Annotated in this window: 18 protein-coding genes; 9 read left to right on the top strand and 9 right to left on the bottom strand. The window is 63.4% G+C overall.

What is annotated here, in order from left to right:
* Positions 1–170: 170 nt before the first annotated feature.
* The 3 genes from G7048_RS11235 to G7048_RS11225 all read left to right on the top strand — a co-directional run bounded on the left by G7048_RS11235 (position 171) and on the right by G7048_RS11225 (position 6,405).
* A complete protein-coding gene (locus G7048_RS11235; protein WP_166068219.1) occupies positions 171–1,052 on the top strand; it encodes a transporter substrate-binding domain-containing protein in 882 nt (293 codons plus the stop codon).
* A gap of 52 nt (positions 1,053–1,104) precedes the next feature.
* Positions 1,105–1,848: an aspartate/glutamate racemase family protein gene (locus G7048_RS11230; protein ID WP_166068218.1), complete on the top strand. Its 744-nt coding sequence runs from the start codon at positions 1,105–1,107 to the stop codon at positions 1,846–1,848.
* A gap of 384 nt (positions 1,849–2,232) precedes the next feature.
* Entirely contained in the window at positions 2,233–6,405 is a 4,173-nt protein-coding gene (locus G7048_RS11225) for an IPTL-CTERM sorting domain-containing protein (RefSeq protein WP_166068217.1), read from the top strand.
* Between the two features lie 96 nt (positions 6,406–6,501).
* On the opposite strand, the gene G7048_RS11220 is transcribed toward G7048_RS11225, so the two are convergent.
* Positions 6,502–6,930: a hotdog fold thioesterase gene (locus G7048_RS11220; protein WP_205750362.1), complete on the bottom strand. Its 429-nt coding sequence runs from the start codon at positions 6,928–6,930 to the stop codon at positions 6,502–6,504.
* A gap of 245 nt (positions 6,931–7,175) precedes the next feature.
* Between G7048_RS11220 and G7048_RS11215 the strand changes: the two genes are divergently transcribed.
* Complete coding sequence (locus G7048_RS11215; RefSeq protein WP_166068216.1) at positions 7,176–8,333, top strand: ABC transporter substrate-binding protein; 1,158 nt, start codon at positions 7,176–7,178, stop codon at positions 8,331–8,333.
* Positions 8,334–8,409: 76 nt separating this feature from the next.
* On the opposite strand, the gene G7048_RS11210 is transcribed toward G7048_RS11215, so the two are convergent.
* The 3 genes from G7048_RS11210 to G7048_RS11200 all read right to left on the bottom strand — a co-directional run bounded on the left by G7048_RS11210 (position 8,410) and on the right by G7048_RS11200 (position 12,226).
* Positions 8,410–9,876 (bottom strand): acetyl-CoA hydrolase/transferase family protein, encoded by a 1,467-nt coding sequence (locus G7048_RS11210; RefSeq protein WP_240933246.1) that lies wholly within the window; start codon positions 9,874–9,876, stop codon positions 8,410–8,412.
* 225 nt (positions 9,877–10,101) lie between these two features.
* On the bottom strand, positions 10,102–11,391 hold the full coding sequence (locus G7048_RS11205) for a solute carrier family 23 protein (RefSeq protein ID WP_166068214.1): 1,290 nt from the start codon (positions 11,389–11,391) through the stop codon (positions 10,102–10,104).
* An 85-nt stretch (positions 11,392–11,476) separates the two neighbouring features.
* On the bottom strand, positions 11,477–12,226 hold the full coding sequence (locus G7048_RS11200; RefSeq protein ID WP_166068213.1) for an IclR family transcriptional regulator: 750 nt from the start codon (positions 12,224–12,226) through the stop codon (positions 11,477–11,479).
* A gap of 98 nt (positions 12,227–12,324) precedes the next feature.
* On the opposite strand from G7048_RS11200, the gene G7048_RS11195 reads away from it, so the two are divergent.
* The 4 genes from G7048_RS11195 to G7048_RS11180 all read left to right on the top strand — a co-directional run bounded on the left by G7048_RS11195 (position 12,325) and on the right by G7048_RS11180 (position 16,657).
* Positions 12,325–13,557: a CaiB/BaiF CoA-transferase family protein gene (locus tag G7048_RS11195; RefSeq protein ID WP_166068212.1), complete on the top strand. Its 1,233-nt coding sequence runs from the start codon at positions 12,325–12,327 to the stop codon at positions 13,555–13,557.
* Between the two features lie 16 nt (positions 13,558–13,573).
* A complete protein-coding gene (locus G7048_RS11190) occupies positions 13,574–14,368 on the top strand; it encodes an enoyl-CoA hydratase/isomerase family protein (RefSeq protein ID WP_166068211.1) in 795 nt (264 codons plus the stop codon).
* A gap of 32 nt (positions 14,369–14,400) precedes the next feature.
* Positions 14,401–15,573: an acyl-CoA dehydrogenase family protein gene (locus G7048_RS11185; protein ID WP_166068210.1), complete on the top strand. Its 1,173-nt coding sequence runs from the start codon at positions 14,401–14,403 to the stop codon at positions 15,571–15,573.
* Between the two features lie 82 nt (positions 15,574–15,655).
* The gene (locus tag G7048_RS11180; protein ID WP_166068209.1) at positions 15,656–16,657 is read left to right on the top strand and encodes a tripartite tricarboxylate transporter substrate binding protein; all 1,002 of its coding nucleotides are present in this window, start codon (positions 15,656–15,658) and stop codon (positions 16,655–16,657) included.
* Between the two features lie 17 nt (positions 16,658–16,674).
* Here G7048_RS11180 and G7048_RS11175 read toward each other — a convergent pair whose 3' ends face one another.
* From G7048_RS11175 to ubiM, 4 genes are all read right to left on the bottom strand, one after another.
* A complete protein-coding gene (locus G7048_RS11175) occupies positions 16,675–18,588 on the bottom strand; it encodes a radical SAM protein (protein WP_205750361.1) in 1,914 nt (637 codons plus the stop codon).
* Between the two features lie 120 nt (positions 18,589–18,708).
* Complete coding sequence (locus tag G7048_RS11170; protein ID WP_166068208.1) at positions 18,709–19,395, bottom strand: histidine phosphatase family protein; 687 nt, start codon at positions 19,393–19,395, stop codon at positions 18,709–18,711.
* Between the two features lie 166 nt (positions 19,396–19,561).
* Complete coding sequence (locus tag G7048_RS11165) at positions 19,562–19,885, bottom strand: DUF4148 domain-containing protein (RefSeq protein ID WP_166068207.1); 324 nt, start codon at positions 19,883–19,885, stop codon at positions 19,562–19,564.
* 234 nt (positions 19,886–20,119) lie between these two features.
* Positions 20,120–21,445 carry a 5-demethoxyubiquinol-8 5-hydroxylase UbiM gene (gene ubiM / locus G7048_RS11160; RefSeq protein WP_166068206.1) on the bottom strand — a complete coding sequence of 442 codons (1,326 nt, stop codon included), beginning with the start codon at positions 21,443–21,445 and terminating at the stop codon, positions 20,120–20,122.
* Positions 21,446–21,627: 182 nt separating this feature from the next.
* Here ubiM and G7048_RS11155 point away from each other — a divergent pair, with 182 nt between their 5' ends.
* Entirely contained in the window at positions 21,628–21,864 is a 237-nt protein-coding gene (locus G7048_RS11155) for a DUF6139 family protein (RefSeq protein ID WP_166068205.1), read from the top strand.
* A gap of 10 nt (positions 21,865–21,874) precedes the next feature.
* Here G7048_RS11155 and G7048_RS11150 read toward each other — a convergent pair whose 3' ends face one another.
* Positions 21,875–22,804, bottom strand: coding sequence for a LysR family transcriptional regulator (locus tag G7048_RS11150; protein WP_166068204.1), 930 nt, complete (start codon positions 22,802–22,804; stop codon positions 21,875–21,877).
* Positions 22,805–22,812 lie beyond the last annotated feature (8 nt).

Raw genomic sequence — 22,812 nt, 5'->3', positions numbered from 1 at the left:
CCACAAAGGGTGCGGATTGCACCAGCATGCAGCAGATCATGCACGGCCTTGGTGATAACCCTTGAGGCCATAAATACAGGGCATGGATTGGCGTGCAAATTGCATCCCACAAGGGGCGTGCGAGTCCATAAACTGGGCTCACTTCAACCTTTTTCACTTGGGGAGTCGGCATGAAATTTCGTACTACTTTGCTTTGCGCGGCGTTGGGTCTGGGCTGTCTTGCAACTGCCCACGCGGACACCTTGGCCAAGGTGCGCGAGAACGGCTACATCACGCTCGCGTATCGCGAGTCGTCCGTGCCGTTCAGCTATCTCGATGCTGGCAAGCGTGTGGGCATGACGGTGGAGATGTCCGAGGCGATCGCCGATGCGGTCAAGAAGGCCGTGGGCAAGCCGAACCTCGAAGTGAAGTGGCAGGCCGTCACCTCGCAGAACCGCATTCCGCTGCTGTCCAACGGCACGATCGATCTGGAATGCGGCTCAACCACCAACAACAGCGTGCGCGGCAAGGAAGTGGACTTCGCCATCAACCACTTCTACACCGGCACGCGCCTCTTGGTGAAGAAAAATTCGGGCGTGAAGAACTATGCAGACCTCAAGGGCAAGACCGTGGCGATCACCTCCGGCACCACCAACCTGCAGGTCATGCGCAAGTACAACGCCGACAAGGGACTGGACCTCAACATCATCATGCCCAAGGACCATTCGGATGGTTTCCTGCAGGTGCAGCAGGACCGCGCCGTGGCCTTCGGCATGGATGACGTGCTGCTCTTCGGCCTGATGGCCAACACCAAGAATCCCGGCGACTACGAGGTCGTGGCCGATGCGCTGCAGGTCGAGCCCTACGCCTGCATGCTTCGCAAGAACGATCCCGAATTCAAGAAGCTGGTCGATGGCGTGATCGGCGGCATGATGAAGTCGGGCGCGTTCACCAAGCTCTACGACAAGTGGTTCATGCAGCCGATTCCGCCGACCAACACGCCGCTCAACATGCCGATGAGCGACGACTTGAAGAAGAACGTGATCGAGCTGAGCGACAAGCCCGCGACCTGATCCGGCGACTTCGCGTCATAGATCCATCAGAGACCACAAGGGAGACTCCCGCATGTTGGCCCCGCCGCAATCCGTAGGAATCCTGGGCGGCATGGGGCCCGCTGCGGGGGCCGACTTCGTGCGTTTGTTCGTCGAGGCCTGCACCCACTATCTGCAAAGCCATGGCGAAGAGGTGCGCGATCAGTCCTTCCCCGAGCACTGGCTGGTGCAGATGCCGATCCCCGACCGCACCCGCGCCATCCACCACCCGCAGCCCGACGTGCAGGACCCGGCTCCGCATCTGCTGCAAGGCGTGGGGCGGTTGGCCGCGCTTGGCGTGCGCAGCGTGGCTGTGGCCTGCAACACCGCACATGTCTGGCATGGGCAGATGCAGGCACTGTTTCCGCAGATTTCCATCCTCCACATCGCCGAAGAAACCGCGCGCCACCTGCAACAGCAAGGCGTGGAGCAGGCCATCCTGCTCGCGACGGCGGGCACTTATCAGACGGGCCTCTATGACCAGACGCTGCGCGCCTACGGCATCACGCCGCTGGTGCCCGAGGAGGAGGGTGTGGCGCGGCTCATGCAAGGCATCTACGACGGCGTGAAGCGCGGCGACATCGCGCTGGCCGCCAACCGCTTCGGCGAGGTGCTGGCACCGCTGCTGGCCCGCCACGGCCAGGTGCCGGTCGTCATGGGCTGCACCGAAATCCCTCTGGCTCTGCCGCAAGCGCGCGAAGCGCAGGGGGCCGTGCTGATCGATCCGGCCAGGATTCTGGCGCAGGAGCTGGCCCGGCGGGCCTACGAGATGCACTGATGCCCGTCGCATGGGTATCGGTAATCAGGTTGTCTTTCTGTGTTACAATGAACGACATTCAGAGACATCTTGCCTTGCTGTTTTTCAGCAAAAGCACATCCCCAACCCAGATGCCATGCGCATCTGCGGATCAAAGCCATTGACTGGCTTGGCTTCCAAGTACAAAAGACCATGCTATCGGTGCCAGATAAGGCACAGGGAAATCACCGTTGACTTGTGTCTAAAAGCGTGATTTGTATCCAAACTATACAATCGATAGATTGCGTTTGAGTGTTTTGGATTGAATTTGCCAGTAATTGAGTGAATTCTTCCAGGCCATCCAGACGCTCCGGTTTTCAGTTTGGATAGGGTTTTATGTTTTCAGTTTGGAGTCCAAGCCAAGCCTTGGAAAGGGCTGACGCGGGTGGACAGGCCGGGCAATCCGGTCAGGTGCGGTCGGGTGTACCGCGATGGATCACGGCCACGGCCTTTTTGAGTGGAGTTCTGCTGAGCGGCCTGGCCGGCGCAGCGACAACGTCGGACGTTCTGGTGAACCATGACGGCCTGTACGGCGGCGAGATCGATGTCTCGGGCCCGGCAGGTGGCTCGTTCACCTACCGCGCCAAGGTGCGGCTCAATGCGGGCCCGACGGCCTCCAACATCACGTTGACCGAAGTGCTGCCCGTGGGCTCGATCTTCCAGTCCTATTCGAGCAAGCCGACCGGCATTGCGTGCAAGCCCGCCTTGCCCAAGGGCACGGTGCTCACGGCGAGCAACAACACGATCGCATGCACGATCAGCTCGCTGTCCGAAAAAGACGGCTTCAAGTGGGTGGATTTCAATGTGATCCTGCCCAGTGTGAGCACCAACTGGGAAGCCGTGGCCAGCGCGTCGTTGCCCAAGGTGGGCGAAATCGACGGCGATGGCGGCATCAACAACGTCGATCTGCGTCGCAACTTCACCACCAGCAAGGCGTCCGATCTGGGCGTGGAACTGCAGGCGACCGGCACCAACAATGGCGAGGTCAACAACGGCGACGCGTTCGACTACCAAATCGACGTGACCAACAACGGCCCCACGGAAATCCCGGCCGATGGCTTGGTGCGCGTGACGTTCGAGGTGCCTGCGGGTGCTCCGGTGACCGGCACGCCCACCGGCAACGGCTGGACCTGCCTGCCCACGGGCATGCAAACTTCTGGCGTGATCACCTGCCACTACGCCGTGCCCGCAGGTGACTCGGTGGACGTGAACGAGGCATTGCCTCCCATCACGGTGCCGGTCAAGGCGAACATGGGCGGCCCGATTGGCGCCGCCGTGAGCGTCGAAGCCTTCACCGACAAGACGGCCACCACGCCAGTGGCGGACGGGCAGAAGGAAAACAACACGGATTCCGTGATCGTGACCTCGGCAGGCGCGGACTTCTCCGACATGTCGCTGGGCAAGTCGGTCTCCGCATCCTATGCGGACGCCACTGCGGGCGCGGTCACTCCGCTGGTCTACACACTGACCGCCAAGCGCGAATCCGGCAGCCTGACGCCGCGCGACATCGTCGTGCTGGATGTGCTGCCCGAAGACATCGAATGGGACTCCTTCGATGCGTCGAACGACTCGCGCTGGTCGTGCTCCTACTCGGGTGCGATCACGCGCGCAGTGCGTTGCGAATGGGCTGGCGACTTCACCGGCGGTCTGAACTCCACGATGCCGGTCATCAAGTTCAACGCGCATGTGACGGCCCCCTCCGACGCACTGCTCGTGGGTTCGCGCGTGAACAGCGCAACGCTGAGCATGCCGCCCGAAGTGCCCGAGCCCAACACCACGAACAACAAGGCCTCTGTGCCCGTCACGTTCAACAACACGGCCCAGCTCGCGTTGTCCAAGGCGCTGGTCGGTGATGGACGTCCTGTGGAAAAGGGCAAGCCTTTCCAGTACAAGCTCACGGTGACCAATGAAGGTCCGATGGACGTGCTGCCAGGTCAGAGCATTGCGCTGACGGACACGCCATCTTCCGAAATTCGCATGCTCGACTATTCGGACAAGAGCGTGTGGACCTGCACCGACGTGAATGGCGTCGCAGGCACTCCAGCCCAGTGCGCGACCACGGCAGGCCTGAAGGTCGGTCAGTCGATGACGCTCATCTTCAATGCCCAGGTGGACAACCTGCCCAGTGGTGTCGAGTACGCCAACTGGAACAACAGCGCTTCTGCCGGTGTGAATCCGGGCGACCGCGGCGGCCAGACCATCTCGGCCAACGCCAACGTGACGGTTTCCGACCGCCGCGCGGATTTGCTGATCGAGAAAACACTGGTGTCGCCCAACCCCGGCCCTGCCACCAGCGGCGACGAGGTGACCTATCACCTCACGATCACCAACGACGCCAACAGCACGCAGGACGCGCAATCCGTCACCGTGACCGATCAGTTGAATGACTTGGTGGTGAGCACCGACGACGGCGCACCAGCCAATGGCTCCGTGCCATCGAACAGTCCTTATCCGAACGGCGGCTTCATCTCCGCACAGACCATCGGTACCGTTCCGGCCAATGCCGGCACCGTCACCTGTGCCGCCACAGGCAACAAGGACTCGCGCAGCCGCACGCTGACTTGCCCTATCGACCTGCTCGCACCGGGCGAGAGCGTGACCATCGAAGTGAAGATTCGTCCTCGCGTCGCAACGACGGGCGTCTACAAGAACACCGCCACGGCCTATTCCGCCTACATCAACGACGACGATCTGACGAACAACACCAGCACCGCCGATCTGCAGACGACGGCGTTGACCGACCTCGCCGTGACCAAGCAGGTGGCTCCGGTGACCAGCGTGGCGCTTGGCGAGCCAGCCACCTACACCGTGACCACGCAAAACTATGGCCCATCGGCTGCGCAGCAAGTGACGCTGGTGGATACGCTGCCCGCGAACGCCTATCTGGTGGGCGAGCCCTGGGGGCTGTCGGGCAATGCCAAGTGCACGTTCGCCGACGCTGCCGGTCAGCCGGTCGCCAAGGGTGACGGTCTCAAGGGCGGCACCATGACCTGCGTGTGGGGCACCGACCTGCAAACGGGCTACAAGTACGTCGTTCAGTACAAGGCCCGTTCCGTGGGCGACGACGCAGCCGTGGGTGACACCATGGACAACAGCGTGCATGTGTCGACCACCACACCGGAAACCCGCTACGACAACAACGACGATGCCCGTTCGATTGCGCTCAAGCCAGCGCAGCTCGACGTGCAGATCGACATGTCGCACACGGCCGATGGCCTGGCACTGGGCGAAACCACCGAGTACACGATCATCGTGCGCAACGACTCGAACTCGTCGTCCTACGCATCGAACGTGAACGTGGCCGATCTGTTTCCGGCAGCGGGCTCCAACGCCACCTTCACCTACGAAGGCGGCCTGAAGGTGACCGGCTCCGGCAGCGCAGCCTGGGCCGCTGGCGTCAGCATGTGCGCCGAACCTGCAGTGGGCTCCACGAACGGTTCGCTGAACTGCACGATCCCGCTGATGGCCCCCGGCGATACCGTGGTCATCAAGTTCACGATGAAGGCCGACTCCCTGCCACTGGGCGCAACCACCGGCACGATCTTCCACGCAGCGACAGTGAAGCCGCTGGAAGTGGAAAGCATGCCCGGCGGTGTGGACGTGTCCAGCAACAACGCCACGACCGACCGCACCTCGACCAGCAAGGCCGCCATCGACCTGGGCATCCACAAGGCTGGCCCGACCGCTGCCGTGAACGAGGGTGACACCATCACCTGGACGCTCACGGTGACCAACCACGGCAAGGCGGGCACCATGTCGCCCACCGGCGGCAAGGTGATCGACGTGCTGCCCGCAGGTCTGGAATTCGTCAGCGCATCGAGCGGCTGCGCGTTCGTCAAGGCCACGCGCGCCGTGACCTGCGATGTGCCTTCGATCCTGAGCGGCACCAGCACCGCCTTCACCGTGCAGGCCAAACTGGAGCAACCTTACACAGGCGCGCGTCCGCTGGTCAACAAGGCCACCGTGTCCGTGCCTGGTGACAGCAATCCGGACAACGACACCGACGAGGAAACCACACCGGTCGAGCCCGCACCCACTGTCGACTTCGGCATCAGCAAGGCAGGCCCTGCAGGCCCGCTGGACGCTGGCGACAGCGCCACCTACACGCTCACCGTGACCAACGAAGGCAAGGGCGGCAAGCCCTACACCAAGGGTGGCAAGGTGACCGACGTGCTGCCGGAAGGCCTGGAGTTCGTGAGCGCCAACGGCGGTGACGGTTGCACCTACACGCAAGCCTTGCGCACCGTGAGCTGCGACGTGCCTGCGCTCGACAGCAAGGCCACTGCGGTGTTCACCATCGACACCAAGCTGGCCGACCCCTACAAGGGCGCGCGTCCGCTGGTGAACAAGGCTTCGGTGACGCTTCCCGGCGATGAAAACCCGAAGAACAACGAAGACGAAGCTTCGACGACCATCGTGCCTCCTCCTGACGCGACGCCCGTTCCAACCCTGTCGCAATGGGGCCTGATCATCCTGTCGTCGCTGCTGGGCCTGATGGCTCTGGGCTTCGGCGGAAGCGGAGTGCGCCGCCGCAAGTAATGCGAATGCGCTGTAGCGCGCGGTAAAGCAAAGGCCGATGACTCTTCAACGAGTCACCGGCCTTTTTTCTTGTGCGCTCGAAAACGATGTGGATGGTCAGCCGCGCGGTGCCAGCATCGCCATGGTCAGGCGTGAGACGCAGGTCAGCTCGCCGTCGTCGTTGACCATCTCGATGGCCCAGACCTGTGTGGTCTTGCCGATGTGCACTGGACGCGCGGTGCCGGTCACCCAGCCGCTGCGGGCGGATTTGAGGTGGTTGGCGTTGATGTCCAGCCCCACGGCGCCCCAGCCCTCGGGGGCGGCGTAGAAAGCGCCCAGCGAGCCCAGAGACTCGGCCAGCACCACGCTCACGCCGCCGTGCAGCAGGCCGAAGGGCTGCTTGGTGCGCTCGTCCACGGGCACGCGGCCGCGGATGTAGTCGTCGCCGATTTCCAGAATTTCGATGCCCAGATGGCTGGTGGCGGTGCGTTCGCCCGTGCGGTTGGCCATGTCCAGGGTGAAGGGTTTTTTCCAAATGTTTGCCATGGCGACATTTGAATCCTCCGAGATAGTCGCCCTTGCACCAATCGCTGAACGTGCGTGCTGCTTTGGCGTGAAATGCGAGTGTTTTGGCGCATCTGGCAACTAGATGCGACACAGAATCGCGATCTTTGGAAGGTATTAACAAAAATTCACGTTTGTTGATGTGTGTCACGGCAGACCGGTTTCACAGGCCAGTCACGTTGGAGACACATGTTGCCTTGTAGTAGAGATCGAAGGAGTTCTGGATCATGCAACGTCGCCAATTTGTATCGCTCGCATCCGGTGTGGCAGCCTTGTCGGCCGCTCCCGCTTTCATCAGCAGTGCCGCCGCGCAGGAAGTGCCCGGCCTGAGTGCCAAGTCGGTGACGATTGGCTGCTCGGCCGCGATGAGCGGCCCGCTGGTGAGCTTCGGCAACGACATCTCGCAGGGCGCGGGCGCGGCGTTCGCGCAGATCAATGCGCAGGGTGGTGTGCATGGCCGCGGCATCCAACTGCAGATGATGGACGACGCCTACGTGCCCGACCGTACGCTCTCCAACGTCAAGCAGATTCTCGGCAACGGCTCGGCGCTGGCGTTGCTGTCCTGCGTGGGCACGCCCAACAACACGGCCATCCTGCCGCTGATCGACGAGGCGGGCATTCCTTATGTGGCTCCGGTGACCGGCGCTTCGTCGCTGCGCAAGGGCTCGCGCAACGTGTTCCATGTGCGCGCCAGCTACACCGACGAGGTGCAGCGTCTGATCAAGCGACTGGCGGGCATGGGGCTCAAGGGCATCGGCGTCGTCTACCAGGACAACGGCTACGGCAAGGAAGCGCTGGCCGACGCGCAGCGCACGCTCGACAGTCTGGGCATGAAGCCCGCCGTGGAAGCCGCTGTGGCGACCAATGGCTCCAATCTGAACGAGGTGTTCACCAAGGTCGCAGCAGGCCGTCCATCGGCCGTGCTGCTGGCAACCGCCGGTGCCGTGTCGGTCGATCTGGTGCGCGGCATGAAGAAGCATGTGCCCGGCGTGCTGATGGCCGGTCTTTCCGTGACCATGCCCGGCGATGCGCAGCTCAAGCTCGGCGATGACGGCAGCGGTCTGGCGCTGACCATGATCGTGCCCGATCCGAACCGCCCACGCATTCAGCTCGTGCGCGACTACCAGGCCGCCATGCGCGCCAAGGGTCACAACGAGTTCTCGCAGGGCAGCCTCGAAGCCTATGTGAATGCCCGCGTGCTGGCCGAAGGTCTGGAGCGCGCTGGCAAGGACCCATCGCCCGCCAAGCTGCGCACGGCGCTTGCCAGCATCAAGAATTGGGATCTGGGCGGCTTCGTGGTCGACTACAGCGGCACCGCGCCTTATGTGGGCTCGCGCTTCATCGATCTGGGCGTGTTGGGCAACACGGGCCGCTTCATCGGTTGATCCGGCAGCAGCGCGCCACAATGACAAAGGGCCTCGAATGAGGCCCTTTGCTTTGGTGCATCTGAACGCGCGGTGATCAGGCCATCATGCTGCCCGTTTTCTGGCAACGGTCGTGCCAGGACAGCGCTTCGCCGAGGATGTGCGGCGTGTGCTGGCCACCGCTTTGCTGCGCGCGGTCGAAGTAGTCCTGCAGCATCGGGCGGTAGTCGGGGTGGGCGCACTTGTCGATGATGACCTGCGCGCGCTGGCGTGGCGAGAGGCCGCGAAGATCGGCCAGGCCCTGCTCGGTGACGATGACCTGTGTGTCGTGCTCCGTGTGGTCCACGTGGGCGCACATCGGCACGATGCAGCTGATCTTGCCGCCCTTGGCGATGGAGGGCGTCACGAAGAAATTCAGGTAGCTGTTGCGCGCGAAGTCGCCCGAGCCGCCGATGCCGTTCATCATGCCCGTGCCCAGAATGTGGGTGGAGTTGATGTTGCCGTAGATGTCGGCCTCGATCATCGAGTTCATGCCGATCACGCCGAGGCGTCGCACCACTTCGGGGTGGTTGCTGATTTCCTGCGGACGCAGCACGATGCGCTCGCGGTAGAAGTCGATGTTCTTGACGAAGTCGTCGAGCGCCGCGTGGCTCAGCGAGATCGCGCTGGCCGAGGCCGACTTCATCTTGCCCGCGCGCACCAGATCGAGCATGCCGTCCTGCAGCACTTCGGTGTAGCCGGTCAGGCCGTCGAACGGGCTCTTGAGCAGACCGGCCAGCACGGCGTTGGCCACATTGCCCACGCCCGACTGCAGCGGCAGCAGTTCCTTGGGCAGGCGGCCGACCTTCACCTCATGCGCGAGGAAGTCGATGATGTGACCGGCGATGAGCTCGGAGTTCGCATCGGGCGCGGCGAACGCGGAGTTGCGATCGGGGCTGTCGGTCTCGACGATGGCGATGATCTTGTCGATGTCGCACTTGAGATGCGGCTCGCCGATGCGGTCATGCGGACCGTACAGCGGAATCGGCTTGCGCTGCGGCGGAATCGCCGTGCCGTAGTAGATGTCGTGCATGCCGTCGAGCTCGAACGGCAGACGGTGGTTGACTTCGAGGATGACCTTGTCGGCCAGATCCAGCCAGGTTTTGTTGTTGCCCACCGCCATGGTCGGCACGAAGCTGCCGTCCGCGTTGATCGCGGTGACCTCGATCACGGCCACGTTCAGATGGCCCAGAAAGCCGAACCAGGCGTGCTGCGCGACATGCGAGAGGTGCATGTCGGTGAAGTGCATCTTGCCGGTGTTGATCTTCTCGCGGCAGATCGGGTCGGACTGGAAGGGCAGGCGCATCGCCATGCCGTCGACCTTGGCGAGCGCGCCGTCGAGTTCGGGCGCGGTGGAAGCGCCGGTCCAGATGCTCACGCGGAAAGGGTGACCGGCGGCATGTTCTTGCTCGATGCGCTGGGCCAGCGCCTGCGGAATCGACTTGGGATAGCCCGCGCCGGTGAACCCGCTCATGCCTACGTTGGATCCCGGTTCAATCAGCGCAGCGGCTTCGCTGGCTGACATCACCTTTTTCTTCAGTTCGGGATGTTGGATGCGGGACGTAGGACACAACATGGAAACTTGACTCCGAAAATGCAAGAAGGGGCACCTTGGCAGGGCCCCCTCTGTTCGAGCTGATATCGCTCTTGGCTAGTTATCAGATGTAAATCTTATCAGGCATTCCACTGGATTCAGGTGGAAACCCTAGCCTTACGTCACTCTGACAGCCGCATCGACGGCGTATTCGGCTCAGTCTTCGCTGCGGTTGAGCAGGGCATAAAGAATGATCGCGCCGAAGGTCGCGGTGCCGATTCCGCCGAGCGCAAATTGGCCGAATTTCAGAGTGAAATCACCTGTGCCGAGGATCAGCGTGATGGCCGCCACGATCAGGTTCTTGTTCTGCGAAAAGTCCACCTTGTTTTCTACCCAGATCTTGGCTCCGGCGATCGCGATCAGGCCGAAAACGACGATCGAGACTCCCCCCATTACCGGCAGGGGAATTGCCTGAATCAGCGCACCGAACTTCGGCGAAAAACCCAGCAGCACCGCAATCAGCGCGGCCACGAGGAATACCGCGGTCGAATAGATCTTGGTGGCCGCCATCACGCCGATGTTCTCGGCGTAAGTGGTCACTCCGGTACCGCCCACGCCACCGCTCACCATCGTGGCGACGCCGTCACCGATGAAGGCGCGGCCCATGTACTGGTCCAGGTTCTTGCCGGTCATCGCGGTCACGGCCTTGATGTGGCCCAAGTTCTCGGCCACCAGAATCACCACCACCGGAACGATCAGCAGCATGGCCTGGGCTTCGAACACCGGCGCATGGAAGCTCGGCATGCCGAACCAGGGCGCATTGATCACGCCCGACAGATCAAGCGGCTTGCCCAGACCCATCACGTTGGTGAACACCGCGTACAGCACCGAGGCGATCAGCAGGCCGATCAGAATCAGCAAGCGCTGCATCATGCCGCGCGTGAGCACAGCCACCAAACCGACACAGACAAAAGTGAGTGCCTGCATCCAGCTTTCGAAATTGTTCGATGCCATGTTCTTGACCGGAATGCTGGCCAGATTCAGACCGATCACCGCCACGATGGCACCGGTCACGACCGGCGGCATGAAGCGCTCGATCCAGCGCGTGCCCACCAACTGCACGATCACGCCCACCAGCGTGTAGACCGCACCGCAGGCAATGATGCCGCCCAGCGCCACACCGATGTTCCCGTTCGGCCCCTTGCCCGCATAGGCCGTCGCCGCGATCACCACGCCGATGAAGGCAAAGCTCGAACCGAGATAGCTCGGCACCTTGCCGCCGGTGATCAGAAAGAAAATCAGCGTGCCGATGCCGCTCATGAACACCGCCATGTTCGGATCGAACCCCATGAGGATCGGCGCCAGAACCGTCGAGCCGAACATCGCGATGACGTGCTGAATGCCCATCAGCCCCGTCTGCGTCCAAGGCAGTCGCTCGTCAGGCCCGATCACGCCGCCCGATTGCAGCACCTGTGGGGACCTTTCGGTCCAGTTGAAGAATCCCATTGCACGCTCCCGCTACAGATTTTGAAAAAAGTGCGGCGATGGTAGGGCATCACATGGGATTGCGCGCGTGGTGTTGGTGAAATTCCTAGCCCGGATGGTCGCCCTGAGCTTTGAGGTAGGCGTCCAGGCGTGCGCGCAGCGTCTGCGCCAGATCGGGAATGCGATGCGCCACGCGGTACATCGGCCCGGCCACCAGCACGGCAAAGCGGCGTTCGCCCAGCGCGAGCGGCATGGCCACGCCGCCCAGGTCCTGCGTGAATTCGGCATTGCCCTGAAACCAGCCGCGCTTGATCGACAGCGCGATTTCCGCCTCAACCGCTTCGGCGCTCATCAGCGTCGTGTCGGTGTACTGGTCGAAGCTCGCCTTGCGCAGCACGCCCGCGCGCTCGTCGGCCCGCATCTGCGAGAGCAGGGTGCGGCCGGTCGCCGTGGTGTGCAGCGGCACGCGCTTGCCCACGGGCGCGGCGTAGCGCACGGAATGGGGCGACTCCACGGTTTCCACGAACAGCGCATCCGTTCCGCTCACCGCCGCAAGCACGGCGGTCTCGCCGGTGTCGGAGACCAGTTGCTGCAGCAACGCCAGCATGTCCTTGGGCATGGGCTGGGCCTGCTCGATGCGGTTGATCAGCGAGGCCCAGGCGGGCGTGGGGTAGTAGCCCGCCTTGGGACGCGGCTCGTACAGATAGCCGCGCTGCGCGAGCGTGCCCAGCAGGTTGAAGGTGCTCGATCGCGGCCAGTCGAAATGCTTGGCGATCTCGGCCAAGCTCGCCGGGCGCTGGTGCGCGGCAAAGAATTCGAGCAGTTCGAGGACGTTGGCGGCTTGTTTGACGTTCACGGTGGTCACTGTGTTCGCGGCGGGAAATTCCAGCCGCTCAGGGAAAACATGGAGGCTAGCATACTGGTAAATTGTTCATGTGTGCGTATGATTTGTTCATGCACAAGAATGATTTCGACAAAAACCAGTCTTCGGGTGGCCCGTTGCAGGGCGTGCGCGTCATCGATCTGACCTCGGTGCTCATGGGGCCCTTCGCCTCGCAGAACCTTGGCGAGATGGGCGCGGACGTCATCAAGATCGAAGCGCCGCAGGGCGACCTCGTGCGCCAGATCGGCCCGGCCCGCCATGCCGGCATGGGGCCGGTATTTCTCAACGCCAATCGCGGCAAGCGCAGCGTGGTGCTCGATCTGAAATCGCCCGACGGCATGGACGCGCTGCGCAAGCTGATCGCCGATGCCGACGTGCTCATGTACAACGTGCGCCCGCAAGCCATGGCGCGGCTGGGGCTGAGCTACGAGGCGGTGCAGGCCATCAACCCGCGCATCATCTATGCGGGCCTGTTCGGCTACGGGCAGGACGGCCCATACGCAGCGCGGCCTGCGTATGACGATCTGATCCAGGGCGCCTGCGCGCTGCCCGATCTGATCGCCCGCGCCTCGGGCGGCATTCCGCGCTATGTGCCGAATGCGCTGTGCGATCGCATCGTCGGCCTGACTGGTGTGGGTGCCATTCTTGCCAGCCTGCTGGCGCGCGAGCGCACCGGGCGCGGCGACAAGATCGACATTCCCATGTTTGAGACCATGGTGGCCTTCATCATGGGCGACCACATGGGCGGGCTCACGTTCGAGCCGCCGCTCGATGGCGGTGGTTACGCGCGCCAGCTCTCGCCGCAGCGCCGCCCGTATCGCACGAAGGACGGCCACATCTGCGCGCTGGTCTACACCGACAAGCAGTGGCGCGGCTTTCTCGCCGAGATCGGCCGCGAGACCTTGATGCGCGACGACGAACGCTTTGCCAGCTATGCGCAGCGCACGGTGCACATCGACCATGTGTACGACGTGCTCGCAGGCATTTTCGAAGAGCGCTCGACCGACGAGTGGATGGAGATTTTGGAGCGCGCCGACGTGCCCTTCATGCCCATGCACAGCCTGCAGAGCGTGCTGCAGGACCCGCACCTCGTCGCCACGGATTTCTTTGCCGAAGTGCAGCACCCGAGCGAAGGCGCGATCAAGTCGATCCGCAATCCGGTGAAGTGGAAGAACCACCCGCCCGCCACGCCGCGCGTTGCGCCCACGCTGGGCCAGCACACGACCGAAGTGCTGCGCGAACTGGGCTACAGCGAGGCGCAGGTGCAGGCCATGGTGGCAGCGGCTGCCGCATCGGCTGCGTGAAGAAAGAAGAACCGATATGGAACCAATCGAACGAGTCGAACGCCTGACCGACGAAGTGACATGGGAAGTGGTGGACGGCTGCATCGCCGTCATCACCATCGACCGCCCCGCGCAGCGCAACGCCATCAACAGCGGCGTGGCCGCAGGTTTGCGCATGGCCTGGCGCAGGTTGGAGGAAGACAGCGCATTGCGCGTCGGCATCTTGACCGGCGCGGGCGACAAGGCGTTTTGCGCGGGCATGGATTTGAAAGAGGCTGCAGCCAAGGCGCTCAAGGTGCCGCCGCGCGACATGCTGCCCGTGCTCGGCGATGTGGAACATGTGAGCAAGCCCACCATCGCGGCGGTGAATGGTCTGGCGCTGGCAGGCGGTTGGCTGTTCGCGCAGATGTGCGACTTGTGCGTGGCTGCGGACCACGCCACTTTCGGCATCACCGAAGCCAAGGTGGGGCGCGGCATGCCGTGGGCCGCGCCGCTGATCCACATGCTGCCGCAGCGCGTGGTGATGGAAGTGCTGCTCACCGCCAAACCATTGACGGCGCAGCGCGCGCTGGAGTTGGGTTATGTGAATCAGGTCGTGCCACTGGCCGAACTGCGTGACTGCGCGCTGAACCTCGCGCGCACGATTGCCGCGAACGCGCCGCTCACCGTGAAGGCCGCGCGCGAGCTGGTCTATCTGTCCACCGAAATGGGGCGCTCTGCCGCGCTGCGTTCCGCGCAGCATCTCTTCGAGCCCGTCTACCTGAGCGAAGACGCGCAGGAAGGCCCGCGCTCATTCGCCGAAAAGCGCGCGCCGCGCTGGCAGGGCCGTTGATGCCCACGTGACGAAAGCATTGCCAACACATCATGAACTTTGAACTCAGCACCGAACAAGAAGCCATCCGCGAGGCCGTGCAGGACCTGTGCAAACGCTTCCCCGAAAGCTACTGGCTGGAGCGCGACGCCGACGGCGTGTTCCCGCACGACTTCTACCGCGCCATGGGCGACGCGGGCTGGCTCGGCACCGCGCTGCCCGAGGAATACGGCGGCGCGGGCCTCGGCGTGCAGGAGGCCTGCGTGGTCATGCAGACCATCGCCGAATCGGGCGCATGCATGAGCGGCGCATCGTCCGTGCACATCAACATCTTTGGCCTGATGCCGGTGGTCGTCTATGGCACCGAGGAGCAGAAGCGCCGCATGCTGCCGCCGATTGCGCGCGGCGAGGTCAAGGCCTGCTTTGGCGTGACCGAGCCGAACGCGGGGCTGAACACCACCAAGCTCAAGACACGCGCCGTGCGGCAAGGCGACAAGTACGTCGTGCATGGGCAGAAGGTGTGGATTTCCACTGCGCAAGTGGCCGACAAGATTCTGCTGCTCGCGCGCACCACGGCGCTCGAAGACCTCGCGCCAGGCCAGCAGTCGCATGGGCTCACGCTGTTCTACACCGACCTTGATCGCTCGAAGATCGACGTGCGCCTGATCGAGAAGATGGGCCGCAAATGCGTGGACTCCAACGAGCTGTTCATCGACGGTCTGGAGATCCCCGTGGAGGACCGCATCGGCGAGGAAGGCAAGGGCTTCAAGTACATCCTGCACGGCATGAATCCCGAGCGCATTCTGCTCGCCGCCGAGGCCATCGGCGTGGGCCGGGCGGCGCTCAACAAGGCATCGAACTATGCGCGCGAGCGCGTGGTGTTCGACCGGCCCATCGGCAAGAACCAGTCCATTCAGCATCCGCTGGCCAAGAACTGGATCGAACTCGAAGCCGCGCAGCTCTTGATGCTCAAAGCCGGATGGCTCTACGACAACGGCCGCGAGTGCGGAGCCGAAGCCAACGCCGCCAAATACTTTGCGGCAGAAGCGGGCTTCAGGGCCTGCGAACAGGCCATCCTCACGCATGGCGGCATGGGTTACTCCAAGGAGTTTCATGTGGAGCGCTACCTGCGCGAAATCATGATCCCGCGCATCGCCCCGGTCAGCCGCGAACTGATCCTGAGCCACATCGCCGAGCGCGTGCTCGGCATGCCGAAGTCGTATTGAGTATTGAGTGTCGGGCGCACCGTTTTCACGGGACTTCACGGACACACCATTTCATAAAAGAAGGAGACAAGAGATGACGAAAATGATGACAACACCAGCAGCCTCGACGCGTCGCCGCACGTTGTGCGCCGCAGCCGCCATGCTCGCCGTTTCGGCCGCGTGGATGCAGAACGCGCAGGCCGACACTTGGCCGAGCAAGCCGGTGCGCGTGATCGTGCCCGCAGCGCCGGGCGGCAGTGCCGATCCGTTGGCGCGCTTGGTTTCCGAAGAGTTGGCGCGTGTGCTCGGCCAATCCTTCGTGGTGGAAAACCGCCCCGGTGCCAACGGCAATGTGGGCTCGGCATCGGTCGTCAAATCGCCCGCCGATGGCTACACGCTGCTGTTCAGCTGGACCGGCACGCTCGTGCCCGCGATCACGCTCTACAACGCCAAGCCCTACCATCCGCAGAAGGATCTCGACCCCATCGTGCTCATCGGTTCGGTGCCGAACGTGATCATCGTGAACCCGACGCTGAACGTGAAGACGCCCGCCGAACTCACGCAATACGCCAAGGCCAATCCGGGCGCGCTCAACTTTGGCTCGACCGGCAGCGGAAGCTCCTACCATCTGTCCGGCGAGCTGTACAAGAAAACGCAGGACGTGAGCATGCAGCACGTGCCCTACACCTCGCCCGGCGCGGTGCTCACGGACTTGGTTGGGGGTCGATTGCAACTGGCTTTTCCCGGCGTGACGGCGGCCGCGCCGTTCGCCAAGGATGGCCGTGTGCGCGCCATCGCCGTCATGTCCGACAAGCGCGCGGACCTCATGCCCGATGTGCCGACGACCGTGGAACTCGGCATGCCAGCGCTGGTGTCGGAAACCTGGTTCGGCTTGCTCGCGCCCAAGAACACGCCTGTCGAACTGCGCCAGAAAATCAACGCAACCATCAACGCCGCGCTCAAGACGCCTGCCTTCCGCGACCGCCTTGTCGGCCTCGGCTACGCGCCTTTGGGCGGCACTGCAGATCAGTTCGAAAAGCAGCTCGCGGGCGACATCCTCAAGTGGGGCGAAGTGGTGAAGTTCTCCGGCGCGAAGGTGGACTGAAGCACCTTCGTGAGGACTCAGTGCCGAGCCTGCAAAGCGCGCGCAATCTTGTCGCGCTTGACGGTGGTCTTCGGCACCTTGAACGGGAACCACATGCGCACGTCGTCTTCCAGACCGATGCCGTGCATGTAGTTGTAGATGGCCTTTTTAAGGCAGGCACCGAGGGCGTCGTGATCGACGCCGGTCGGGTCGACGAATCCCACGTCGTTGCGCGCGAAATTGCTGTCGGGAAGCGGCAGCAGTTCGATGCCGTATTCCTCGGGATTTTGGCCGACGGGTGAGTGCACGGTGCAGACAAAGCGGTGGAAAAAGCCGCTTTGGATGCAGCCGTTTTCAAACAGCTGGCGCACGTATTCCAGCGCATCGACGGTGTCCTGCACGGTCTGCGTCGGAAAACCGTACATCAGGTAAGCGTGCACCAAGATGCCCGCATCGCTGAACGCCTTGGTCACGCGCGCGACCTGTTCGACGGAGACGCCTTTTTTCATGAGTTCGAGCAGGCGGTCGGACGCCACTTCGAGCCCGCCCGAGATCGCGATGCAGCCGCTGTCGGCCAGCAGATTCGCAAGGTCGGGTGTGAAGGTTTTTTCAAAGCGCACATTGCCCCACCACGAGATGTCGGTGTTGCGTTCGATGAGTTCGTGCGCGAGGGCCTTGAGTGCTTTGGGCGGTGCGGCTTCGTCGACGAAGTGAAAGCCCGTCTGGCCGGTTTCGGCAACGATGGCGTCGATGCGGTCGACCAGCACGTCGGCGCCTGCGCCTTCGTAGCGGCCGATGTAGTCGAGCCCCACGTCGCAGAAGCTGCACTTCTTCCAGTAGCAGCCGTGCGCCACGGTCAGCTTGTTCCAGCGGCCATCGCTCCACAGACGGTGCATGGGATTGAGCATGTCGAGCAGCGACAAATACTTGTCGAGCGGCAGGCCGTCCCATGTCGGCGTGCCGATTTCAGCGAACGCGATGTCGGCTTCCATCATGTTGACGTAGCGGACCTCACGCGTCTCGGCATCGCGCAGGAAAGTGCGCACGAGACGCGATGCGCCGCGCTCGCCACGCAGATGTTCGAGCAGCGCGATCAGCGGCCTTTCGCCCGCATCGAGCGTGACGAAATCGAAATAGTCGAACACGCGCGGCTCGGCGAGTTCGCGCAGTTCGGTGTTCACAAAGCCACCACCGAGAATGGTCTTGATCTGCGGGCGAAAGCGCTTGATCGTCTGCGCGATGCGGAACGCCGCATAGACCGAACCGGGGAAGGGCACGGACAGCAGCACCACATCGGGCTGATGCGTTTCCAATGCCTTGATGGTGAGTTGCGCGAGCAGGTCATCCACCAGCGACGGCGCAGCCGCCAGCGCGTCGGCGAGCGGATCGAAACTCGGCTGACTCGCCGCGAGCGATTCGGCATAGCGCACGAATTCAAAGCGCTCATCGACGGCATCGCGCAGCACATCGGCCAGATCGTTGAGATACAGCGTGGCCAGATGCTTGGCGCGATCGGTGAGGCCCAGCGCGCCGAAGGCCCAGCCCAGCGGATCGCCACCTTCCTCATCGACATACACGTCGAGCGAGGCGAAACGCGGGCCTTCGGGCAGATAGGTGCGGCTTGCGATGCGATGCGCAAGCGTGGTGTCGCGCCCTTGCAAAAACGCCATCACGGGCGTGATCGTGGCGAGAAAACGGTCCTGATGCTCGACGAAGAACTGCACGGCGGGGCTGTGCAGCTTGGTCGGAATTTTCGCGATCCGCTCGGCGACTTCCTGCAGGCCCGGCTTGGAGAGCAGACGCAGCACCAGCGCCAACGCCAGATCTTCCTGCACAGCATCGACCCCGCGCGAGCGCAGGAAACCCGTGAGGTAGGCGGTGGACGGATAGGGCGTGTTCAGCTGCGTCATCGGGGGGATGATGGACAGCACACGCTGAGTGTTGGCTGGCATGGCGGCGGGCTTGGAAGTCTGGAAAATCCGCCGAAAAAACAAAGGGCGGAGCGGAATTATCCCCGCTGCGCCCTTGGTGTGCCCTGTCAGGGGCTTGTCATGCGTGCTGGCTCAGAGCTCTCAGAGCTGCTCCAGCGTTCCGCGCACCACCTGCTTCCATACGCTGGGGGCCTGGCCTTCGCGCACGCGCACCAGGTAGACCTCGTCGTTGCCTTGCTTGATGCGCGAGACGGCTTCGGCGACGGGGATGTCGAGCAAGGCCGAGAGCACCAGCGGGTTCACGCCGCCGTGGGCGACGATGGCGATGTTGCCTTGCTTGTGTTGCTGGCGGATGGTGGCGACGGCGGTCTTGACGCGGTTGGCCTGGGATTGCAGCGATTCGCCGCCGTCGAGGCTGTCGTCGAGCACGGTGACGCGCTTGCCGAATTCGGCAAATTCGACGGCGCTGCGGTCGTCTTCGTAGATGCCTTCGAACTTGCCGAACGAGCGCTCGTTGAGTTCGGGCAACGGCGTGACCTTGGTGCTGCCAGCGAAGGCGGCGGCGGTGTCCTTGGCGCGCTTCAGGCCGCTGCTGTAGATCTGGTCGAACTTCACGCCGGCGAGCTTGTCGCCGAGGTCCTTGGCCTGCTTGGTGCCGGTTTCGTTGAGCGCGTTGTCGGTGGAGCCTTGCAGTTTCTTTTCCAGATTCCAGTGGGTCTGGCCGTGGCGCACGATGTAGATGTCGAGCACGCCTTCTTCGGCTGCGTGGGCGTTGGGCAGGAAGAGCGCGGCGCTGAGGGTGAGAACGCTCAGGATTCGGTTGGACATCTGCATGGTGACTGGATTTTGGGTGGACGAATTCCAGCGCATGCTAGGTAGCGTGTGTGACGCGACCATGACGCAAGCCCCCAAAGCAGAAGCGGGCGAGACCCGAAGGCCTCGCCCGCTTGGGCTTTTCAACAGAAGGAGAGGGCGGGTGCCCAATGCCGGTCGCTTATTGCACCGAGCCTTCTTGCGACAGCAGGTGGCCGTGCTGGTTGGCGGCGATGGCCTGAGCCTTCACGTCAGCGCGACTCACTTGCGATGGGGACTTGATGTCGTTGACTGGCTTGAAGGTGTTGCCACCGGCCAGTTGCAGCTTGCCCGCCTGACGGGCTTGCACGAAGTCGTTGCTGACTTGTTGGCGCGACAGGGTGCTTTGTGCGCTGGCGATTTCAGGGGCGAAACCGGCTTCTGCGCTTTGCACCTGTGCTTGGGCGGCGACTGCACCCAGGCTCATCAGGGCGACTACGGCGGCGGAGCGGATGACGTTCTTCATGATGTTCTTTCCTTTTCTTGGCTTCAACCTGATGGGTTTTGCATGGAGCCCGGCGTCCAGGTTGGTGACTGCCTTTTCTCGCTCCATCGATCTGTCGTTCGTGTTTGTCGAATCGATGGATGAACTGTATTCCGATCACAAACCGAGAAAAACCACCGCCCGGACAACTGATCGTTGCGAAAATAGAAACAATGAAGAGGAAATTTCCCGTTTCGGGAGTGTGAGCGCGCGCTTTCAGCGGTTGGTGAGGTGGGTGCGCGCGGTGTTGCCGTGGCTCGTCAACCCGCCCGCGCCGATGGCGAACAGACCGCGCCCGGTGAGTTGCTGGACGATGGCGGCCTTCACCGGCGGCAGCACATTCGCACCTTTGAGCACCAGTTGGCGCAACAGGCGCGGCAACGGCTTGGCATTGGTGAACAGGCGCACGACGGTGTTCGTGCCCTGAAAGATCGGCCAGGCGTGGCGGTGGTGGGTCTGGGCAAAACGCTGCAGGTGAGCGGGGTGGCCGATGTCCTGTTTCAACTTGCGGGCGCGTTGCAGCGCTTCGCTCAGCTCGCGCACGCTGGCAAGACCGAGGTTGTAGCCATGCGCGGTGACGGGATGCATGCCGACGGCGGCGTCGCCGAGCAGCGCAAAACGGTGTCCGGCAAAGCGGTGCGCGTACACGGCGACGAGCGGATAGGCATGGCGCTCGCCCACCAGTTGCATGGCACCCAGACGGCCATCGAACTGCGATTGCACCTTGGCGGTGAAGGCTTCAGGCGACAGGCTCATGAGCTCCAGCGCCTCGGCGCTGTCGGCGGTCACCACGGCGGAGCACAGGTGCGCGCCGGTGAGCGGATCGTCCTGCAGCGGCAGCACAGCCAGCGTGCGCTCGTAGCCAAAGCATTCGTGGGCGATGTCGTCGTGTGGCCGCTCGTGCCGCATGCGGCAGACGATGACGGTGCGGCCAAAGTCGGTCATCTGCGCGCCCACGCCAAGCTGGCGGCGCGTGGCGGAAAAGCGGCTGTCGGCAGCCACCACCAACGGTGCGCGCAGCGTGGCCTTGGGCTGATCGGCGCGCTGGTATTCGACCGTGGCGCAGTGCTTCGATGTGCTCACGCCCAGCACCTTGGCGTTGTCGAGCATCTGCACGCGCGGGCTTTGCGAGGCGACGGCCCAGGCCGAGCGGCGCAGCGCGTGGTTGGGCACGATCCAGCCGAGGTGTTCCTCGCCGCTGCCCAGCGCATCGAGGCTCATGCTCGCTGTGCCGCGCACCGGGCCGTCGTGCACATGGGCCTCGCGGATGCGGCCGATTTCGTGGGTGGCGAGTTCGGCCCATGATCCCATCGTCTTGAGCAGTTCCACGCTTGGATGGGTGAGGGCGATCTCGCGTCCGTCTTCGGGTGGCGCGGCCAGCGTGCTGGCACTTTGCTGCTCCAGCACGATGCTGGAAAAGCCGGCCTGCGACAGCGCAATCGACAGCGACAGCCCCGCCGGCCCGCCGCCCACGATCAGCACGTCGCAGTCGGTTGCGGTGGCTTGGGTGGCGGGGGCGCAGAGCAGGTCGGTCGAGGTCATGAGGGCATCTTTGGAAAACACAAAACGCGCTTGCATTGTGTGACGCATGACAAGACATCGCATTGCCTTGAGTCAAGGCGGGATGCTGGGCTTGCCGACCTTCTCCTACAGAACCGATGGCGAGCGGGGGTTAGAGTGAAGCGGACATTGCTCAAATTTTCAGCACTTTCAAGGATGCACCCATGCTCGTAGATGTTTTCCGCCGCGCCGAAGCCAACGGCAAGTTCTCCCATCTCGTCGTGCCACAGGGCGAACCGATTCCGCAGGAAGCAACCGACTGGGAATGGCATGACGAAGCGCGTGGCATCGTGCTCAACGAAGACTTGGCAAGCTGGCCCGAATACGGCATCGAGAACCCCGGCGAGCAACTCGACAAGAAGCGTTACGCGATCACCAGCGTGAAGGAAATGACGCGCTGAGCACGGTTGCTCAGACCGGGCGATCCGGATTCGTCCGGTCTTCGCGCGGCACGCTGGAAAAGCGCAGCGCGTGCTCGGTGAACTTCTCCACCGTGCGATTGCCACCGCCCGGCAGCAGCGCGAGCGCAATGCCCACGTGAAAGCCGGGTGGGTTGTCGGTGAGTGGCAGGCACTTGATGCCCTTGGGCATCATCAGCCGCGCCACACTGGCGACCAGCCCCACGCCCAGACCCGAGGCGACCAAGCTCATGATGGTCTGCACCTGCATGGCCTCCTGCGCCACATGCGGCACAAAGCCGGAGAACTGGCAGCGCAGCATCGCCAACGCCGACAGGCCCGGCACCTTGTCGGCCGGGTACATGATGAACGGCTCCTTGGCCGCGTCCGACAGCGCGATCGCATCGCGCTCGGCCAGCGGGCTTTTCTCCGAGACGGCCAGCACGAAGTCGTCACGATCCAGCGGCAGGATCTCGAAGCCGCTCGGATTCAGAACCGGGTAGCGCAGCAGGCCCGCGTCGAAGCGGCGCGTGACCAGTCCTTCCAGAATCTCGGACGAGGTGGCCTCGCTCAGCTCCAGCTCGATCTTGGGATAGCGTGCGCGCAGTGACGGAATCAGCTCCGGCAGCAGCGCATAGGTGGCCGAGCCGATGATGCCAAGGCGCACCAGCCCGCCGTCGCCCGAGCGCGTGTCCTGCACCGCGTGGCGGCAGCGCTCGGCGTGCAGCAGCGTGGTGCGCGCGTCGCACAGCATGGCCTCGCCAGCGGCCGTGAGCAGCACACCGGACGAGGTGCGCTCGAACAACGGGCTGCCCAGTTCCTCCTCCAGCTTGCGGATCGACACCGACAGCGGCGGCTGCGCCATGTGCAACTGTTCGGCCGCGCGGTGGAAATTGCCGGTCTCGGCAAGCGTGACGAATTGGCGGAGCTGGCGGAGATTCATGGATCAAT

Source organism: Diaphorobacter sp. HDW4B (genome assembly GCF_011305535.1).
Classification (GTDB): Bacteria; Pseudomonadota; Gammaproteobacteria; order Burkholderiales; family Burkholderiaceae_C; genus Diaphorobacter_A.
This window is presented reverse-complemented; position numbering and strand designations above follow the sequence as displayed.

What these genes read in the sequence shown, in the direction of transcription:
- G7048_RS11170 (WP_166068208.1), bottom strand. Translation starts at nt 19,395, where the DNA reads ATGTCCAACCGAATCCTGAGCGTTCTCACCCTCAGCGCCGCGCTCTTC.
- G7048_RS11185 (WP_166068210.1), top strand. Translation starts at nt 14,401, where the DNA reads ATGAACTTTGAACTCAGCACCGAACAAGAAGCCATCCGCGAGGCCGTG.
- G7048_RS11230 (WP_166068218.1), top strand. Translation starts at nt 1,105, where the DNA reads ATGTTGGCCCCGCCGCAATCCGTAGGAATCCTGGGCGGCATGGGGCCC.
- G7048_RS11155 (WP_166068205.1), top strand. Translation starts at nt 21,628, where the DNA reads ATGCTCGTAGATGTTTTCCGCCGCGCCGAAGCCAACGGCAAGTTCTCC.
- G7048_RS11220 (WP_205750362.1), bottom strand. Translation starts at nt 6,930, where the DNA reads ATGGCAAACATTTGGAAAAAACCCTTCACCCTGGACATGGCCAACCGC.
- G7048_RS11180 (WP_166068209.1), top strand. Translation starts at nt 15,656, where the DNA reads ATGATGACAACACCAGCAGCCTCGACGCGTCGCCGCACGTTGTGCGCC.
- G7048_RS11165 (WP_166068207.1), bottom strand. Translation starts at nt 19,885, where the DNA reads ATGAAGAACGTCATCCGCTCCGCCGCCGTAGTCGCCCTGATGAGCCTG.
- G7048_RS11195 (WP_166068212.1), top strand. Translation starts at nt 12,325, where the DNA reads ATGCACAAGAATGATTTCGACAAAAACCAGTCTTCGGGTGGCCCGTTG.
- ubiM (WP_166068206.1), bottom strand. Translation starts at nt 21,445, where the DNA reads ATGACCTCGACCGACCTGCTCTGCGCCCCCGCCACCCAAGCCACCGCA.
- G7048_RS11175 (WP_205750361.1), bottom strand. Translation starts at nt 18,588, where the DNA reads ATGCCAGCCAACACTCAGCGTGTGCTGTCCATCATCCCCCCGATGACG.
- G7048_RS11215 (WP_166068216.1), top strand. Translation starts at nt 7,176, where the DNA reads ATGCAACGTCGCCAATTTGTATCGCTCGCATCCGGTGTGGCAGCCTTG.
- G7048_RS11190 (WP_166068211.1), top strand. Translation starts at nt 13,574, where the DNA reads ATGGAACCAATCGAACGAGTCGAACGCCTGACCGACGAAGTGACATGG.
- G7048_RS11205 (WP_166068214.1), bottom strand. Translation starts at nt 11,391, where the DNA reads ATGGGATTCTTCAACTGGACCGAAAGGTCCCCACAGGTGCTGCAATCG.
- G7048_RS11235 (WP_166068219.1), top strand. Translation starts at nt 171, where the DNA reads ATGAAATTTCGTACTACTTTGCTTTGCGCGGCGTTGGGTCTGGGCTGT.
- G7048_RS11210 (WP_240933246.1), bottom strand. Translation starts at nt 9,876, where the DNA reads ATGTCAGCCAGCGAAGCCGCTGCGCTGATTGAACCGGGATCCAACGTA.
- G7048_RS11150 (WP_166068204.1), bottom strand. Translation starts at nt 22,804, where the DNA reads ATGAATCTCCGCCAGCTCCGCCAATTCGTCACGCTTGCCGAGACCGGC.